We start from the raw sequence: 16,483 nt of genomic DNA, 5'->3' as shown, positions 1-16,483 counted from the left end.
GATAGCCCTTCATCATGCGCCACTTGCAGCGCGTCTTCCTCTTTGATGCCGCTTGCCATTTCGGGATACCGTGGCATACGATGAGAGGGAGAACGGCCAGCGGGCCAATGATATAGAGCGGGAGGCATGACATTCCCATGATACGGACTCCATACGACTTAATCCTGTTCTCATGCGAGGATCATATTTCTTTCTTGACCAAAAAGGTGGATGCCAATGATCATATCCACCACTATATTCAAGTAACCATTGGGCTTGAACATGATTTTGATATCACGATCGCCAATCAACCCTTGCGCGCCTCCGGGGTGATTCTTCCATCGAATACAAGTCATAAGCTGTATGGCGGCGAAGAATGGCAATGGTATTTGTTAGTCAATCCGGAATCGCTGTTCGGCGAAATGCTGAAGCGGGCCTTTTTGCCCAGGAAGAACGCTTATGTTCTCGATGCGCACTCGGTGAATCAATTGCGGCATATCGCCACGGAATCCTTGCTTACGGCGGCTTGTCCCGAAGCCTATATGAAGGCGTTCGGCCGGACCAGGGAAGCGCTGGGGCTGCAAGCTTCCGGAATTGATCATGCGCTGGATGATCGGATTGTGGACGTGCTAAGCTGCATCGAGCGGTCCCCCCTGCATCGCTTGACCGTCAAGCGGCTCAGTGAACGCGTTTATTTATCGGAAAGCCGCCTGTCTCATCTCTTTAAGGAAGAGGTCGGCATTTCCTTATCCAGCTACATTCTTCTTCAAAAAATGGAGACGGCATTTCACTATATTTTTAGCGGCCATACGATGACAGAAGCGGCCCTGGAGGCGGGATTCAGCAGTTCTTCTCATTTTACCCGCACGGTGCGGGACAAGCTCGGCATGCCTCCGCGCGCCATCGTGCAGAATAGCAGATATATGAAAGTCAATTCGCTCCATCTCCCTTATAGTCAAGCTAGAAAGGGTGATGATCATGGAGCGCATTCCATATTTGCAGGCGACGAGCCTCGTTGATTACAACCATCCATCTATTCGCAAGCTGGTGGAAGAACGCCAATGGGATCAACTCTCCGACTACGACAAAATTCGGGCAATCTATGATTTTGTTCGCAATGAGATCCCATTCGGCTACAACCGGAGCGACGATATTCCCGCTTCCGAAGTGCTGCGGGACGGCTGCGGGCAATGCAATACAAAAAGCATTCTTCTCATGGCCCTCCTGCGCAAAGTCGGCATTCCCTGCCGCATTCACGGGTTCTATATCGATAAGCGCATGCAAAAAGGCGCGTTAACCGGCTTGGTTTACTTTTTTGCGCCGCAAAAGATCGTTCATGCCTGGACTGAAGTATATTACGATAACAAGTGGCTGGCTCTTGAGGGGGTCATCATCGACGATCCGTATCTGGGTCAGGTCAAGGATAGGCTGTGCAGCTCGGATGGAGGGTTTATCGGATACGGGGTAGCCGTCCAGAACAGGGAGCAGATCAACCTCTGCTGGCGCGGGGACAGCACCTATATTCAGAGCTTTTCCATTACCGAAGATTTGGGGTATTACGACCATCCGGATGAGTTCTTTTCCGCGTACAACAATACGAAGAGTCCTATCAAAAAGATGCTGCTGAATCTATTGCGCAAGCGGGTGAACAGACAGGTGGATGCCATCCGCAAGGGAACGCGGTAGCAGACCATGCCGGGATAGCGGATGGTCCCATTGCTGCGGTTTTGTATCGGCGACGAACAAGGGGCCTTGCCTGGTGAGAAGAATTCGATTTCCTCCCGCGGCAGGCCCTCCCCCGTCGCTTCGATTCAGGCCGTCCGATGGCCGCCGCCGATCTTCCAGCCTCCGATTTTCTGCTGCTCCTGCCACAACCGCTGATACAAGCCGCCTTGCGCCAGCAGCTCGTCATGCGTGCCCGTCTCGGCGATCCGCCCCTGCTGCACGACGATGATCGAATCGGCCCCGCGGATCGTCTTCAGGCGATGGGCGATGACGAGCACCGTTTTGCGCTGCGTCAGCTTGCTGATGGCACGCTGCAGATGCATTTCATTCTCCGGATCGAGCGAGGCCGTCGCTTCGTCGAGAATAATGATGGGCGCATCCTTCAGCATCGCCCGGGCAATCGCGATCCGCTGCTTCTCGCCGCCCGACAGCATGGCCCCGCCCTCGCCTGCGATCGTACCGTAGCCGAACGGCAGCTTCATAATAAACTCATGGCAGTGCGCCGCTTGCGCTGCTTCCATCACTTCTTCGTCCGTAGCTGCTGGCTTGCCCATCCGAATATTGTCGGCGATCGTCTCGTTGAACAAATAGGGCTGCTGCTGCACCGTGCTGATGGACGCCAGCAGTTCCTCGCTGCGCATATCCCGGACATCGATCCCGCCAATCTTGACGGCCCCCTCGGTGACATCCCAATACCGCGAGATTAAGCCGGCTATCGTTGATTTGCCCGCTCCGGAAGGCCCCACCAGCGCGACGAGGCTGCATTCCGATATATGCAAATCAATTCCTCGCAGCACCTCGTTCTCCCCGTGACCGAACCTCACATGTTCGAACTTGATATCGTAAGAGCCCGGACGCTGCGGCTGTTCCGGCTCGGGCAGCGGCTTCTCGGCGAAAATCCCCTGGATGCGCTCGCCTGCGGAGGCAATATATCTCATCTGCGTCAATGACGCGCCCGCCGCGCGCAGCGGCTGATAGAACTTCGTGCTGATGACGAGGAAAATGAGCAGCATCGGCGTATCGACGCGCCCTCCTTCGAGCAAGTAGCAGCCGATCAGCAGCAGCAGGATGAATCCCAATTCGAGCACGATGGAGAACAGCATCACGACCGGCGACGTCAACGCTTCCACGCGGATGCTGTCGTCCCGCAGGCGGGCCATCGCCCGGTCCAAGCGCGCGAACCGCTGACCAGTCTGGTTATGCGCCTTCAGCAGGCGAATCGTCTGCACATACTCGAGCAGGCGCGAATTGACCGCTGCCGCCGCCCCTTGCCGCTGCTTGCTGCGCTTCGCCATCACGCGCTGGGACCAGAACAGGAGCGGCAGAGCCAGCGGCACGGATACGAGCACAGCCAGCGCCAACCGCCAATCGACGGCCAGCAGGAACAAGGCGCTCACGATCGGCAGCGTTACCGCCCCGATGAACTGATTGAACAAATGCGTCAAGATCATTTCCGCTTCATCGACGTTCGCCAGGAGCGTATGACTGATATCCCCCTGATCGTTGCGGGCAAAAAAGCCCATCGGCAGCTTCCGCAAATGCTCGCCGAGACGCAGCCGCACCTCCTTCATGATCGAGGCCCCCCTGCTCTGCGCCTCGATCTGTCCCAGGCCGCCAAATACCGCCTGGATCGCGAACAGCACGAGCAGAATCGCTGCCCACCAGACGATTTGCTCCACTGTCGGCGCTGCTTCGAACAGCGAGGCCAGGATGAAGAACAGCAGCCCCATCGGAGCGGCGTTCGCGATCATTTCGATAATGGTATAGAGGGTTGCCCGCGTGAACAATGCCCCGGATCGCCCAGTAATCATGCGTATCGTGTCAAACATAAGCTCCCTCCTGTCCTCCATCCAATGACCACTCCTCCGCTTCCCGATGCGCCTTCCACAATCCGGCGTATAACGGGCAGTCCCGAAGCAGCTCGGCATGCGTCCCCTGCCCGGCGACGGCGCCGTCCTCCAACACAACGATGCGATCCGCGTCCGTAATCGAAGATAGGCGATGGGCGATGACGATCACCGTTCGATCCTGAAGCAGCTGGCTTAGCGCTTCCTGGATTTTCGCTTCATTTTCCGCATCGGCGAAGGCGAAGGCTTCATCCAGAATGAGCACGGGCGCATCCTTCAATATCGCGCGCGCAATCGCGATGCGCTGCCGCTCCCCGCCGCTCAAATGAACGCCGCCTTCTCCGATCACCGTGTCGTACCCGTCCGGAAGCGCTGCGATAAATTCATGCGCCTGCGCGGCTTCCGCGGCGCGAATCAGCTCGCGCTCATCCGCATCGGCCTTGCCCATCCGCAGATTGGCGGCCACCGTATCGCTCACCGCCGGGACGTCCTGGAACACGAAGGAGATCATGTCCATCAACTGCGCCTGCGGAATGGAGCGAATATCGACGCCCCCGATCTGAATCGAGCCGTCCGACACCTCGCAGAAGCGGGCGATTAACTGTGCGGCCGTTGACTTGCCCGCGCCGGAAGGCCCGACGAGCGCCGTCACCTTCCCGTGCTCGGCCACCAAGTCAATGCCTCTGAGCACCTGGCGTTCCTCATAGCCGAAGCGCACCTGCCGGAACGCGATATCGAACCGTTCGGGCATGGGCACTGACGACGCCTGCGCCTCGGACTGCTCCTTTTCCTCCAGAAGCTGTTGGATGCGTCTTACGCCCTCCATATTGTTCTGCATCATATGCCCGAGCGTGGAAATCTGGCGCAGCGGAGCGGTCAGTCCGACACCAAGCAGCAAGAACAGCACCAATACGGAAAGTGTGATCAACTGCTGTCCGTACATCCAGACGCCCATCGGCATAATGAACAGCAAGCCCGACTCCAGCAGGAGGAGGAATAACGTATATAATGGCGTCTTTTGGCGCGCGATCTGCGACCACAGGGCCGCATAGCTCTCCACGGAATGGCGGTAACGGGCGAACGAATGCACCGTCTGATTGAACGATTTAATGACCGGCATCGCATGAATGAACTCCACGATCGCCCCGTTCATCGCTTCGGACAGATCATGCATGCGCTTCATATCGGTCGAGCGCTTCCCTCGCAGCAGCATGATTCCCTGCACCGCATAAGCCGCCGGAATCGGAAGCAGCGCCGCAATCGTCAGGCGCCAATCGACGCTGAACAAGTAGGCCGCCGTCAACAGCGGAGCCACGATCGAAGCGGTCAAGTCCGGCAGATGATGCGCGATGAAGGATTCGATCCGCTCGACATCGTCGGCTGCCACTTTTTTGACGCGCCCGGAATGCTGGTCGCTGAAGAAGCCCAACGGCAGCTTCCCTAGCTTCTCGATCAAGCGCACGCGCAGGTCATACAGCACGTGGAACGCCGCGGCATGCGCCAGCATCGTCGAAGCCGCCATCAACGCGAACCGAAGCAGAATCGAGACGAGGGCCAGCAGGATGAACTGCCGCACCGGCGCCCAATCGATGGGCGGCTCCAACAATTGTTCCGCAATTCGGAACACAAGCACGTACGGAATGAGCGCGAATACGGCGCTCGCTGCAGAACAGATGCAGGATGCGAGCAATTTGACGCGCTGCTTGCGGACAAGCCGCAGCAAAAAAGGCAATGGTGCCGCCGCCATGAGGAACATCCCCTTTCTCTCTTGCCACCGGAACAAAAAATTTGGCTGGAAGTTACTTGCCCAACGCCTTCATAATATCTTCAATGCCGTCAATCTTCGCAAGCGCCATCGGTCCAGGCAAGGACGGATCGGCCAGTTCATAGACATGGTTGTTCTTCACCGCATCCATGCTGCTCCATACCTTGCTGTCCTTCATTGCCTCCTTCACGCCGCCCTGGATCGGATTTTGCCAGTTATTAATGACGAACAAATGATCCGGGTTGAGCGCAGCCAAGCTTTCCAGCGAGATCTGCCCGTTAGCCGTCGCCCCCTCTACAGGCTTCAAGCCCAGTCCCTTATAAAAAGGATCGAACCGCCCGTCATTCCACATGACGAACATTTCCTTGCCGCTGTACATCGTGAACAGAACCGACTCCTCGCTTCGGAACGCCAGCTTCTCCTTGTATTCCGCGCTTTTGCGATCGAAGTCCGCCAGCACCTGCTCGGCCTTCTCCTCTTCGCCAATGACTTCCGCGATTTGCTTCAGCGTCGTTCTCCAGTCGTCCGCTTGCGGGAAAATGACCGTAGGAGCGATCTGGGATAATCGCTCATACTGATCCTTCATATCATCCGCCGCGATAATGAGATCCGGCTGCACCGCCAGCAGCCTCTCCAGATCGGCCTCCATCCCGAGATCGATGATGTCTTTGCCTGCAATCCGCTGGCTCAGATTCGGGAAGTTCCGTTCAATCGTATCCACGCCCTGCGCCGCCACCGGATACGCATCGAGCACGGCCATATAATCGACGAACGAAATATACGGCGTCGCAATCTTCATCGGCTTGGCTTCAATCACCGTCTCGCCCGCCAAATGGGCCACGGTTCTCGGGAATGATGCGGCTGAACCGCTATCCGCCGCTGCCGGCTGCTGCGACTCCTGCGTAGTTTTTTGGACCGCCGACTCCTGAACCGTTCCCTCCTGCGAGGCGCTATTTCCGCAACCGGCAACCACCCACATCATGGCGCAAAGTAGAACCGCAAATCGTGCTATATTCCGCATCTTTCCTATTCCCCTTTTCTTCATCTATATCGTTCGACAATGAGAACCATTATCAATAGAAACATCGTACTACTTCACCCCGCCCGGCTTCCACCAGTACACGGAATGGAGATGGCGGTTGTACGGATCAGGTGTGACGAAAAGTAACGTAAAGACGCAGAAAAAAAGGAATTTATTGAAAATGGAGGAATATTAACATGTAGATAAAGGGGTACGAGGCAACGCCAGATGAGGAAGATGAACATTATCCATTTAACTGATATCGAGGTGATATGATGCAACGCCTGCCTATTGTTGCTTTGCTGCTTGCATGCATAGCACTTACTAGCTGCAATGCGGATACAACAAATGATGAAGACAAACTCACAAAGGATGAATTCATATTATCCTATCAAAATCAATTTCAGTATGCGATCGAAGAGAAGCAGCTTACCTCCCCCTTTGATTCTTACCATAGTTTTCACGGGGCAAGTCCCTTCTTGAGGAAGGAATGGGCTTCTTTAGATATCCAATCGACCCGGGCGACAGGGAAACAGTTTTATTTTTCATATGATGAAAAACATAATCAACTCATTCCCATCGATAAAGAGCGATTTCATTCGTTGTCTAAAGAGAAAATGAACGAACTGTATCGGCTTTCATTATATCTGATCATCGAAGATAACAGCGGGCAAACCTATCCTACAGAAGCGCGGCTGATTGGTTCCTTTGAGTGGTCGCGCCCGTTGCCTGACACGTTGAACCACCTGCCCTATGCTTTTTTAGGAGCCTATGGCAGACTTGCCTATTTAGAAGATTACGCATCGTTTCAAGGAAATATCGAACCAATGCTTTTCTTTGGAGGAAAAGGGTTCGGTTGGCAAGGAGATTCCAGCGGACCTGTTCCCCTCTATGGAACATTCAGCATGATTGCATACCAGACTCGGGAGGCAACGATATCCAAAGAACAGTTTGTATATGTCGTACCCTTTCACAGGGATAACCATTCTGCCTATCAAGTAGCCCATGAAGATGACTATATCAAAGTTTATCAGCATAGGGATACTCCGCTTGGCAATCTGTATGTGCGGTTTCCGTAATTTCTTACCCTGTCACATGATTCAGCCATCGTCCCCAGCATTGACAAAAAGCCATTATCGAGAAGCCTTCCCCTCGAAATGGCTTTATTTCGTCTATTTACGATTACCGTTCTTGGGGTCGACGCCAGTCAAGCCTGAACGAGTATGCTTCAGAACAAACTCCGCCCTCTGTTCAACCGGCAATTTGGGTACGACCATCAGTTCATATTCAAGCCATTGATATGTTTCATACATGATTTCATACGTTGCCTGCGCCTCTTCAAAATCCTGCACTCTTTCTCGGTCGGTTTGATAGATTTCTTCCCAGGGCGGCAAAATAAATACTTGCTTGTTATACCTGTAATTGCGAGCAGCAGACTCCAGTTCCTCCGAAGCCGGAGCATCGATCAAATAGGAATATGCCAAGGTGTCGGGGATGCCTCTGTCAAAAAACAATAGGCGTCCAGGATCATTCGACTGCGCAGCGTGGTAACTTTCGATAGATTTCTCCAACATGATATCGCGATACTTGATTGCGTTTCGCCAAGGCAAGGCATCGCCATTAGAAGTCATCTCCGCTTGAATAATCTCTCTTGCGACTTCTGGAACATACGGGTAGCCTTGTCTTTGCATTTCCTTTAACAATGTCGTTTTCCCCGCGCCAGGGCCGCCTGTTATAATGACAAAATCATTCCTGAATAATGTACACTCTGTCATGTTCCAGTCCCCCCCATCAACCCGCTTACAATTCTTTTTGCAAGAGGAGTTCATCATCCTTAACATAGCCGCAGCGTTCATATGTTTTAATGGCGGCGTCGTTGTCGCTGCCTGTTAATATCTTTATATTCTTTACCCCACAGGCTGCCAGCTTTTCCTCGAGTAATGAAATCATGGAGGTGGCCAGTCCCTGTCTTCGGGCCGAAGGTTCCACATACATTTCCGTAATTTCCCCTTGCGCTTCCCGGTAACAAAACGATTCATAACGTTGTGCGCAGGCAAAACCTACGACTTTCCCGTTCATGGCCGCAACCGCAATGAATTCGCCGCTCTTGTTCATGCTCTCGCTAATCTCTGATACGGGCCGCCGCTCCCCGCCGTTAAAGGCTTGATTCAATCTGGAGAGCGCCTCCGCATCGTCGTTCGTTGCCAATCTTACTTCCGTCGTCATCCGTTCATTTCCTCCTATGAACTGTTTAACCTATGCCATTTATATTATGGGAATCCATCTGGATAACCTGCTACCAGGTGTTATGATAATTGATACGGGGAAAAAGGGGCACATATGTATAACGTCAATGCAATCGAGTATATTCGCAACAATTGAAAGGTCGGCCGCCGCGATTGTTCTTACGAGGTTTGAATTCTTCATCAATTATATTTGTAATGGGAATATTTAGTTGGTGATCTTTAAAACTTTATTGTTTATAATATTCTGTTACAACATTACTCAAGTATTATTTTAATGTGGTTTAGAGAGGTGAGTCAATTGACTAAAAAACTTAGGCAATTGAAAAATGTGTCAGTGTTCCAACCGCTTCTAAGTTAATAAATAATTTAGAAGCGAGGAATTAATATATGAAAAATCAAAAAATATTCCATAAATCATTTCTGTTTTTATTTATCAGTAACTTTTTAGTGTTCATAGGGTTTGAAATGTTGATCCCTATATTGCCAGCCTATTTGATCAGTATGAATGCATCTACTATCCAAGTAGGTTTAGTGACCTCGTTATTTACTATAGGTGCTGTCCTAATTAGACCTTTTGTAGGGTACTATTTAATTGATAACCAACGGAAAAGTTTGGCAGTTGGAGCAACTATAGCTTTAATGCTTATTACACTTGTTTACCCTTTTCTAAATATCGTATGGCTATTTTTATTGTTAAGAATTTTTCATGGTGCAGCATGGGGTGTATCAACAACTGCAAATAGTACAATAGCCGTTGATCTCATTCCGAAAACAAGGTTAGGAGAAGGTATGGGCTATTTTTCCATATCCACAACAGTCGGAGCTATCATTGCCCCGAGTGTGGGTCTCTTTATTTATGATACTTTTTCCTTCGAGATATTAATTTGCTCATCCGTAATACTCAGCCTGCTGGCGGTCATTTCGCTTCAACTTACACATTTTCCTGTTCCTGCAAAGATTGAAAAACAACCATTTCAATTCTTTACTATGATTTTTGAAAAAGATGTGTGGTTTCCAGCATTACTAGCGGTAATAACAACATTTAGTTTTGGCGCCATTATTACCTTCCTAGTTCTTTTCGGAAAACAAAAAGGATTAGATCATATTTTTCTGTTCTTTCTTATAAATGCAATCGTCTCAACTGTACTACGTCCGTTTACTGGAAAATGGTATGACAAAAGAGGACCTTGGTCCATAATCATGATATCCGCTTTTGTAGGATTTTTATCATTGATTATTTTGTCTTATGCAACAAATGATCTTCATCTTATTATTGCTGCGATTTTATTCGGTGCAGGTTATGGTACGGTTATGCCGTCTTTACAAACATGGGCTGTTCAAAAGGTAAGAAAAGAGCAAACTGGAGCAGCCAATGCGACTTTTTTCTCCAGTTTTGACGTTGGTGTTGGAATTAGTGCATTTGTATTAGGGATTTTTGCCAAATGGATAAGTTTAGATATGATCTTTCGGGTTGTTAGTATCAGTTTTATTATTGTTGCTATTTTAGTGTATAAAGATTATGTAAAAGAAATAAATCGCTCTAAAAAGGGTTAGATTTCCTTACAAGAAACGGCGGAATGAAACGAATGGATGGGGGCATTATCAGCGGGCGTTCCCTTGCGGGACATGCTCATGATAATGCCTTTTCCTTTTATGGCTTCCTGTTAGTTCTAATAAAAACACGAATGTAATACGATAACCAATAAAATGAACAAAACTAAGATTGCGGCTGTTTCATGTTAAGGTGTCCTCATCTTCATCATAAAAAAGAGCCCCGCCAGCGGACCGCCAGCGGAGATCTTTTTCACCGGTGCTTCCGGATATTTTATCCGAACAATTTAACTTGAAAATATCCAAAAATAAAGATTGTCAAGCTTTCAGAAAAATGCAATAATTACTATTAATCCTATGATTATAAGTTAAAACCTAGCAAATACTTCTTCGATGTACCCCACAGAATGTTAGATAATGCTTCAGCCAACGGCTGGAATATCGCCTTGAGTAGAACATCCTAATCTGCTTAGGCGCTCCCGAGTATTCTTCATGATTCACTTCCTTAAACCTTCGATTGGTAGCGCTCAATTTAGTTAAAGATCCATGATCTGGTATTTAATATTATTATATTAGTTAATTAGACATTATATGTTAAATCACAATATCCTTCATGCTTCGGACAATTCTTTAAACTCATGATTACCAATTACCTGCTTCAACTTCATAGGTCATGGATGTAATTAATCACATGTTCAAGAGGAGGAGAATGCTTGGTATCTCCAATTATTGAAGTCCAGAAGTTAAGTATAAGCTTCCACACGGATGACGGTGTCGTTCCCGTTGTCCATTCGGTTAGTTTTCATATTCATCCCGGTGAGATATTGGGGATTGTCGGAGAATCTGGATGCGGAAAGAGTGTAACGTCCTTGTCGATTATGGGACTTATCCCTGCAATGACTGGAAAAGTTAGCGGAGATATTCATTTTAAAGGAGAAAAACTACCCATTTTATCGGAAGCGAAGATGAGGAAAATCCGCGGTAACCAAATTGCGATGATCTTCCAGGAACCAATGACCAGCTTGAACCCTTTATTTACAATCGGGGAGCAATTAACCGAAGCGCTGCGAATTCATAAAAAAACAGATAAAAAACGAGCCAAGGCGAGAGCGATAGAAATGATGAAGCAGGTAGGACTCGGAAGAGCCGAAGCCTTAATCAATGAATATCCTCATCAACTCTCTGGCGGCATGAGGCAGAGGGTCATGATTGCCATGGCTATGATGTGTGAACCCGAACTGCTTATCGCAGATGAACCGACTACCGCGTTGGATGTGACGATTCAAGCCCAAATCCTTGAGCTTATGAAGAAATTAAATCAAGAAACAAAGACGGCGATTATGATGATTACGCATGATTTAGGCGTTGTAGCGGAAATGTGCCAGCGAATGGTCGTTATGTATGCCGGCAAGATTGTGGAAGAGGGCGATGTGCGAACGATTTTCCAACATCCCAAGCATCCTTACACCATCGGTCTCATCCAGTCTGTTCCAGACATGCGAGAGAAAAAGGAAAGACTCTATTCGATACCAGGTCAGGTTCCGAAGCCGGGTTCTCGCAGACAGGGCTGTTCTTTTGCGCCGCGCTGCGCACATGCAACGGAACGATGTGTGAGTGAAGAGCCCTCATTACAGAGCTTCGCCAATGGACAAAAGGTGAGTTGCTGGTTATACGAAGACGGGAAAGGAGCAGACATCCATGACTCAGCCCTTAGTTCAAGTTGAAAACTTGAAAATGCATTTTCCGATAAAAGGAGGTCCTCTGGGGAAAACCGTAAGCGCGGTGAAAGCCGTGGACGGTGTATCCTTTCACATCAACAAGGGGGAAACTCTTGGGCTTGTCGGAGAGAGCGGCTGCGGGAAGTCCACAACGGGGAGAATGCTGCTCAGACTTCTTGAACCGAGCGAAGGAAGTATTTATTTCGAAGGACAGGATATTACGAAGCTGTCTGGCAATGAACTGAGGAAGATGCGCAGGAACATGCAAATGGTCTTTCAGGATCCCTTTGCCTCATTAAACCCTCGTCATACGATTGGAAAAATCCTTGAGGAACCGCTCATTGTCCATGGCGTAAAGGACAGGTTGGAACGAAAACGAAGGGTAAAGGAATTATTGGAAGTCGTTGGCCTAAGCACCTACCACGCATCCCGTTACCCCCACCAGTTCAGCGGTGGACAACGGCAGCGAATCGGCATAGCAAGGGCACTTGCTATTCACCCGAAGCTTATTATCGCCGATGAGCCTGTATCCGCTCTGGACGTGTCGATCCAGTCGCAAGTATTGAATCTTCTTCAGGATCTGCAACAAGAATATGAGCTCACCTATCTGTTCATCGCACATGACTTAGGCGTTGTCCGCCATATCAGCGATCGGGTAGGCGTGATGTACTTGGGTCAGCTGGTCGAAATATCGGGTACGGAAGAATTATATGACAAGCCGCTTCATCCCTATACACAAGCGTTATTATCAGCTGTTCCCATTGCGGATGTTACTTACCGTAGGGAAAGGATTATTCTGGAGGGTGATGTGCCAAGTCCGGTTAACCCGCCAACGGGGTGCCCATTCCATACCCGATGTCCGAAGGCATTTGAACCATGTTCGGCTGCCCGCCCGCAGCTAAGTGAAATTGAACCAGGTCATTACGTGGCTTGTCACTTATACGAACAAGTCCGCGTAGACATAAATTGAAAACGATTACACTAATGGGGGGATATTATGAAGAAAACCGGTTGGCTCTTATTAACTTGCATGCTGATCCTGTCTGTTGTGCTCGCTGGATGCAACAACGGGAACCAAAGTAATGGCAATGAATCGGAAAGCGGCGGAACACTTATCTATGGAAGAGGAGCAGATTCCACAGCGCTTGATCCAGCCATCACCACAGAAGGAGAATCCTTTATTGTTACCCAGCAAATTTATGAAACACTTGTAAAGTATAAAACAGAAAATACGGAGATCGAGCCAGGACTTGCTGAAAAATGGGAGGTTACTGAGGATGGCTTGACGTATACGTTTCACCTGCGGAAAAGCGTAAAGTTTCACGATGGAACAGACTTCAACGCGGAAGCTGTCGTAACCAACTTCCAACGTTGGGCCCAAAGTAAAGACGAAGCAAAATTTGCCTACTATTCTTCCATGTTTGGCGGATTTGAAGGCGATCCTGGTCATGTCATTAAAGAGGTAAAAGCGGAAGACGAGCACACCGTTGTGTTCACATTGAATCGTCCCCAAGCCCCATTCTTGAAAAACTTGGCCATGACCATGTTTGCGATTGCCAGCCCTAGTGCACTCCAGAAACATGGGGATGATTTCACGAAAAACCCGGTTGGAACAGGTCCGTTCAAATTTAAATCATGGAAAGCAAATGACACGATCGAGCTTGTCAAGAATGAAGATTACTGGCAAGCCGGCCTTCCTAAGCTAGACGGCGTAAAGTTCAAAGTCATTGCTGACAACTCCGCCCGGCTGAATGCCTTGATGAAAGGCGAGCTTGACTTGATGGATGGCCTGAACCCCAGCGATCTAGGTCAAGTAAAAGCAAACAGCAAATTACAACTATTCGAACGACCGTCGATGAACGTAGGGTACTTTGGTTTCAATACAGAAATGGCCCCTTTTGATAAAAAAGAGGTCCGTCAGGCAATCAGCCATCTCATTAACAAAGAAGCTTTGATCGCTAACTTTTACGAAGGAACAGCAGAACCTGCCAAAAACCCGATGCCGCCATCTATCAGCGGTTATAATGACGACATTGTCGACTATGAATATAGCGTTGAGAAAGCAAAAGCATTATTAAAAGCGGCCGGATTGGAAAACGGCTTTGAAATGGACCTGTGGGCAATGCCTGTTGCGCGACCATATATGCCAGATGGCCAAAAAGTAGCCGTAGCGATTCAAGCCGCTTTGAAGGAAGTCAACATCAAAGCAAATATCGTAACGTTTGACTGGGGTACTTACTTAGAAAAGGTTCAAGCTGGAGAAGCTCCTACATTTATGCTTGGCTGGACCGGAGATAATGGAGATGCCGATAACTTCATCTATACCTTATTGGATAAAGACAATATCGGATCGAACAACTACTCGCGTTACAGCAATGACGAATTGCATGATATCCTGATCGAAGCGCAATCCAACCCGGATGAAAACAAACGTAATGAGCTGTACAAAAAAGCACAGGAAATTATTCATGAAGAAGCGCCCTGGGTTCCTCTGGCTCACTCCAAACCTCAGCTTGCAGGCATTAAAGAAATTCAAGGATTTTTCCCGCATCCAACGGGAACTCAATCCTTTATTAACGTATCGATCAAATAATCTGCAGCGAGGACGCCTAGGATTGCGCGCATTCTGATCATAGCATGGACAATGAGGAGTATGGTCGGATCATGCTCCTCCTTTTTTACAAGCAGCTTGAAAAAAGAGGTGAACAGATTTGTTATCTTTCACAATAAAACGGCTGGGAGCCTTAATTCCGGTGCTTCTGGGAATGGCGTTTATCGTGTTCATGATGATTCGAGCCATTCCAGGCAACCCGGCACAGCTTATTCTTGGCCAGCAGGCGACAAAGGATGCTGTGGCGGCACTTACCAAGGAATTAGGCTTAGACCAGCCATGGTATATCCAATTTTTCGAATATTTGGGCGGATTGTTTACAGGAAATTTGGGTGTCTCCCTAAAAACAAGAACTCCGGTCGCAGAGGAAATTTGGCCTTATTTAGCAGCAACGATTGAACTTGCCATCATTGCTATGATTATTGCGGTTGTCATCGGTGTAAATGCCGGGATTATTTCAGCTTGGTTCCAAAATTCATGGTTCGATTATGTTGCCATGATTATCGCGCTTATCGGCGTATCGATGCCTATTTTTTGGCTTGGCTTGATGGAACAATACATCGTCGCGCTGAAGTGGGATCTTTTGCCGACGACCGGGCGGGATAATATACGGGATCCCGTGGAGGCGATCACGAATTTATATTTAATTGATTCGTTGTTACATCGAAGATTTGATCAATTTATCGAGGTGATCCGTCACTTAATCTTGCCTGGTATTGCATTAGCCACGATTCCAATGGCGATTATCGCCCGCATGACAAGATCCTCCATGCTTGAGGTGATGCGTTCCGATTTTATCCGCACCGTTCGTGCAAAAGGGATGAGAATGTTCTGGGTGGTGTATAAGCATTCCTTGAAAAACGCGTTAATCCCCGTTGTGACGGTCATCGGTCTGCAGACAGGCATGCTGCTCGGAGGGGCGATATTAACGGAGACCATATTCGGTTGGCCGGGAATTGGCACCTATATTTACAATGCGATCAATTACCGCGATTATCCGGTGATTCAGTCTGGAATTTTAGTCATTGCCTTCATCTTTATTATGATTAATCTGTTCGTCGATTTGTTGTATGCAGCCATCGATCCAAGAATTAAGTATAAATAGGAGGGAAATGTCATGGCACAACTCGTCAGCAATCCCCCGCCGATCGCGGCTCCGCCTGTGAACGAAGAACCCTCCATCTCGCCATGGAAGGATGGGTGGAGAAGTTTTAGAAGAAATAAAGTCGCCATTGTCGGATTGGGCATCGTCATCTTTTTTCTTTTCTTGGCTATTTTTGCAGATTTATTGGCTCCCTATTCCTATGACTCTCAAAAATTATCAGACAAACATGTAGCTCCATCGTCACAGCACTGGTTTGGCACGGACGAATACGGACGGGATATACTGAGCAGGATCATTTATGGCGCCCGGCTTTCTTTATGGGTGGGCTTCGTCTCTGTTGCGGGGTCCATCATTGTCGGATCGGTTCTGGGCTTGATAGCAGGATATTACGGAAGATGGCTTGATATGATTATCTCCAGAATCTTTGAAATATTGCTGGCTTTCCCTAGTATTTTACTAGCGATTGCTATTGTGGCTACATTAGGACCATCATTAAGAAATGCATTGATTGCCATTGCCATTATCAATGTACCGACCTTTGGCCGGTTGGTCCGTTCCCGAGTGCTGGCTATCAAGGAAGAGGAATATATTGCGGCGGCGAAAGCCATTGGCATGAAAGACGGCAGAGTCATCTTTCATCATATTCTTCCGAACAGTCTGGCCCCTATCATCGTGCAGGGCACGCTGGCCATTGCGACGGCTATCATTGAATGTGCAGCATTGGGATTTCTAGGCTTGGGCGCGCAGGCTCCAGCATCGGAGTGGGGCACCATGCTGGCTGAATCCCGCAACTACATTCTTCAAGCCCCATGGACCGTATTATTCCCGGGGTTGTCCATCATGTTGACTGTCCTCGGGTTTAATTTGATGGGAGACGGCCTGCGGGACGCGCTTGATCCGAAAATGAAAAGCTAA

Annotated in this window: 14 protein-coding genes; 9 read left to right on the top strand and 5 right to left on the bottom strand. The window is 49.0% G+C overall.

The genetic code is table 11. The features are described from left to right. Window positions 1–137: 137 nt before the first annotated feature. Both NNL35_RS06180 and NNL35_RS06175 read left to right on the top strand, forming a co-directional pair. Window positions 138–998: a helix-turn-helix domain-containing protein gene (locus NNL35_RS06180; protein WP_006675103.1), complete on the top strand. Its 861-nt coding sequence runs from the start codon at window positions 138–140 to the stop codon at window positions 996–998. Further along, complete coding sequence (locus NNL35_RS06175) at window positions 958–1,665, top strand: transglutaminase-like domain-containing protein (protein ID WP_006675104.1); 708 nt, start codon at window positions 958–960, stop codon at window positions 1,663–1,665. Before NNL35_RS06180 ends, NNL35_RS06175 begins: the two co-directional genes overlap by 41 nt. Window positions 1,666–1,790: 125 nt before the next feature. Here NNL35_RS06175 and NNL35_RS06170 read toward each other — a convergent pair whose 3' ends face one another. From NNL35_RS06170 to NNL35_RS06160, 3 genes are read right to left on the bottom strand one after another with little or no spacing between them, the layout of a single operon-like run. Next, entirely contained in the window at window positions 1,791–3,533 is a 1,743-nt protein-coding gene (locus NNL35_RS06170) for an ABC transporter ATP-binding protein (protein ID WP_006675105.1), read from the bottom strand. Continuing rightward, window positions 3,526–5,298: an ABC transporter ATP-binding protein gene (locus tag NNL35_RS06165; protein ID WP_100226237.1), complete on the bottom strand. Its 1,773-nt coding sequence runs from the start codon at window positions 5,296–5,298 to the stop codon at window positions 3,526–3,528. Before NNL35_RS06165 ends, NNL35_RS06170 begins: the two co-directional genes overlap by 8 nt. A 52-nt stretch (window positions 5,299–5,350) precedes the next feature. Next, entirely contained in the window at window positions 5,351–6,289 is a 939-nt protein-coding gene (locus tag NNL35_RS06160) for an ABC transporter substrate-binding protein (protein ID WP_006675107.1), read from the bottom strand. Window positions 6,290–6,609: 320 nt separating this feature from the next. Here NNL35_RS06160 and NNL35_RS06155 point away from each other — a divergent pair, with 320 nt between their 5' ends. Beyond that, window positions 6,610–7,416, top strand: a complete 807-nt coding sequence (locus NNL35_RS06155; protein ID WP_006675108.1) for a hypothetical protein — start codon at window positions 6,610–6,612, stop codon at window positions 7,414–7,416. Window positions 7,417–7,509: 93 nt separating this feature from the next. Here the strand turns inward: NNL35_RS06155 and NNL35_RS06150 are convergent, their stop codons facing one another. Together NNL35_RS06150 and NNL35_RS06145 are read right to left on the bottom strand one after the other, a co-directional pair. Next, window positions 7,510–8,112 (bottom strand): AAA family ATPase, encoded by a 603-nt coding sequence (locus NNL35_RS06150; protein WP_006675109.1) that lies wholly within the window; start codon window positions 8,110–8,112, stop codon window positions 7,510–7,512. A gap of 25 nt (window positions 8,113–8,137) precedes the next feature. Next, window positions 8,138–8,563 carry a GNAT family N-acetyltransferase gene (locus tag NNL35_RS06145; RefSeq protein ID WP_006675110.1) on the bottom strand — a complete coding sequence of 142 codons (426 nt, stop codon included), beginning with the start codon at window positions 8,561–8,563 and terminating at the stop codon, window positions 8,138–8,140. Window positions 8,564–8,970: 407 nt separating this feature from the next. Here NNL35_RS06145 and NNL35_RS06140 point away from each other — a divergent pair, with 407 nt between their 5' ends. The 6 genes from NNL35_RS06140 to NNL35_RS06115 all read left to right on the top strand — a co-directional run bounded on the left by NNL35_RS06140 (window position 8,971) and on the right by NNL35_RS06115 (window position 16,483). Further along, the gene (locus tag NNL35_RS06140) at window positions 8,971–10,137 is read left to right on the top strand and encodes an MFS transporter (protein WP_006675111.1); all 1,167 of its coding nucleotides are present in this window, start codon (window positions 8,971–8,973) and stop codon (window positions 10,135–10,137) included. Between the two features lie 710 nt (window positions 10,138–10,847). Further along, window positions 10,848–11,858, top strand: coding sequence for an ABC transporter ATP-binding protein (locus NNL35_RS06135; protein WP_006675112.1), 1,011 nt, complete (start codon window positions 10,848–10,850; stop codon window positions 11,856–11,858). Beyond that, entirely contained in the window at window positions 11,833–12,822 is a 990-nt protein-coding gene (locus tag NNL35_RS06130; RefSeq protein ID WP_006675113.1) for an ABC transporter ATP-binding protein, read from the top strand. The genes NNL35_RS06135 and NNL35_RS06130 overlap by 26 nt, the downstream gene beginning before the upstream one ends. 27 nt (window positions 12,823–12,849) lie before the next feature. After that, on the top strand, window positions 12,850–14,445 hold the full coding sequence (locus NNL35_RS06125; protein WP_006675114.1) for an ABC transporter substrate-binding protein: 1,596 nt from the start codon (window positions 12,850–12,852) through the stop codon (window positions 14,443–14,445). 118 nt (window positions 14,446–14,563) lie between these two features. After that, entirely contained in the window at window positions 14,564–15,568 is a 1,005-nt protein-coding gene (locus tag NNL35_RS06120; RefSeq protein ID WP_006675115.1) for an ABC transporter permease, read from the top strand. Between the two features lie 12 nt (window positions 15,569–15,580). Further along, on the top strand, window positions 15,581–16,483 hold the full coding sequence (locus NNL35_RS06115; RefSeq protein ID WP_006675116.1) for an ABC transporter permease: 903 nt from the start codon (window positions 15,581–15,583) through the stop codon (window positions 16,481–16,483).

This window comes from Paenibacillus dendritiformis (assembly GCF_945605565.1).
Lineage (GTDB): Bacteria > Bacillota > Bacilli > Paenibacillales > Paenibacillaceae > Paenibacillus_B > Paenibacillus_B dendritiformis_A.
This window is presented reverse-complemented; position numbering and strand designations above follow the sequence as displayed.

Bases quoted from the DNA above. Each gene is read 5' to 3' on its own strand.
- NNL35_RS06170 (WP_006675105.1), bottom strand. From the start codon at position 3,533: ATGTTTGACACGATACGCATGATTACTGGGCGATCCGGGGCATTGTTC.
- NNL35_RS06125 (WP_006675114.1), top strand. From the start codon at position 12,850: ATGAAGAAAACCGGTTGGCTCTTATTAACTTGCATGCTGATCCTGTCT.
- NNL35_RS06175 (WP_006675104.1), top strand. From the start codon at position 958: ATGGAGCGCATTCCATATTTGCAGGCGACGAGCCTCGTTGATTACAAC.
- NNL35_RS06130 (WP_006675113.1), top strand. From the start codon at position 11,833: ATGACTCAGCCCTTAGTTCAAGTTGAAAACTTGAAAATGCATTTTCCG.
- NNL35_RS06180 (WP_006675103.1), top strand. From the start codon at position 138: ATGATACGGACTCCATACGACTTAATCCTGTTCTCATGCGAGGATCAT.
- NNL35_RS06150 (WP_006675109.1), bottom strand. From the start codon at position 8,112: ATGACAGAGTGTACATTATTCAGGAATGATTTTGTCATTATAACAGGC.
- NNL35_RS06145 (WP_006675110.1), bottom strand. From the start codon at position 8,563: ATGACGACGGAAGTAAGATTGGCAACGAACGACGATGCGGAGGCGCTC.
- NNL35_RS06140 (WP_006675111.1), top strand. From the start codon at position 8,971: ATGAAAAATCAAAAAATATTCCATAAATCATTTCTGTTTTTATTTATC.
- NNL35_RS06165 (WP_100226237.1), bottom strand. From the start codon at position 5,298: ATGGCGGCGGCACCATTGCCTTTTTTGCTGCGGCTTGTCCGCAAGCAG.
- NNL35_RS06115 (WP_006675116.1), top strand. From the start codon at position 15,581: ATGGCACAACTCGTCAGCAATCCCCCGCCGATCGCGGCTCCGCCTGTG.
- NNL35_RS06155 (WP_006675108.1), top strand. From the start codon at position 6,610: ATGATGCAACGCCTGCCTATTGTTGCTTTGCTGCTTGCATGCATAGCA.